Below are 1,096 nucleotides of genomic sequence, written 5' to 3'. Positions count from 1 at the left end.
GCCTGAGAAGGACACGATGCCCGCCTCCCGCCCCCGCCCCGCCGTCGAGGTCCTCTTCCCGGTCGAACGCGACCTGCCCCGCTGGCGCGCGCGCCACGCGGCCGGCGAGGTGCCCGGCGAGTGGCCGTACGGGCTCGACGCCCTGCGCGCCCACGACGCCGACGTGACGATCGCCGCGCTCCGGGCGCCCGGCCGCGTCGACGCGCTGCGCGACCGGATCCCCGCCCTCCGCCGCCGCCCGGCGCGCCCCGCGGATCCGGCCGCCCGCGACATCGGCATCACCTGGGATGAGAACGCCGCCCGCCGCATGCTCCTCACCCGCCCGCACCGGGAGATGTACACGGGCGTGATCTGGGTGACCGACATGCTCGCCCGCGGCACCGGCGGCGACCTCGGCCGGATGCGCGACGTGCTGCGCCGCATGGACGGCCTCTGGGTGCTCAGCCGCGGCCAGGTGGATCCGCTGCGCGAGTTCGTCGGACCCGACGGCCCGCCCGTGCGCTTCTGCGCGTTCGGCGTCGACGAGTCCTTCTACCCCGCGCGTCCGTCGGCCGACCGCCCGTGCGTCGTCAGCGTGGGCGGCGACCGCGACCGGGATCCCGCCACGCTCTTCCCCGCGCTCGCGCGCGTGCACGCCGCGGTGCCGGAGGCCGAGATCGTCGTGCAGAGCGCCTCCGACCTGCCCGCGCCGGAGGGCGTCCGCAAGGTGCCGTACTTCACGCACGGCGAGCTCGCCGACCTCTACGCGCGCGCGAGCGTCGTCGCCGTGGCCACCCGCGACAACCTGCACGTGTCGGGCATGACCGTGAGCCTCGAGGCCATGGCGACCGGACGCCCCGTGGTCGTGACGGGCACGCCCGGCACGGACGACTACGTCGTGCCCGGGCGCACGGGCGTCATCACCCCCGTCGGGGATCCGGAGGTGATGGCGGACGCCGTGATCGGCCTGCTCCGCGACCCGGCGCGCGCCCGGGAGCTCGGCGCCGCGGGCCGCCGCGAGGTGGAGGCGCGCCTCACGACGCGGCACCTCGTGGCCGGCCTCGCCGACCTGCTCGAGCTCGGGCCGGCCGCACGCGGCTGACGTGCCCGCGGCGGG

1 protein-coding gene is annotated in these 1,096 nt (G+C 77.6%); it reads left to right on the top strand.

Translation table 11 applies throughout. From position 1 onward, the window contains the following. Positions 1-1,081, top strand: a 1,081-nt coding sequence (locus tag AWH51_RS05455; RefSeq protein WP_368072668.1) for a glycosyltransferase family 4 protein, incomplete at its 5' end; no start/stop codon positions are given. Positions 1,082-1,096 lie beyond the last annotated feature (15 nt).

This window comes from Clavibacter tessellarius (genome assembly GCF_001618005.1).
Taxonomy (GTDB): Bacteria; Actinomycetota; Actinomycetes; order Actinomycetales; family Microbacteriaceae; genus Clavibacter; species Clavibacter tessellarius_A.
This window is presented reverse-complemented; position numbering and strand designations above follow the sequence as displayed.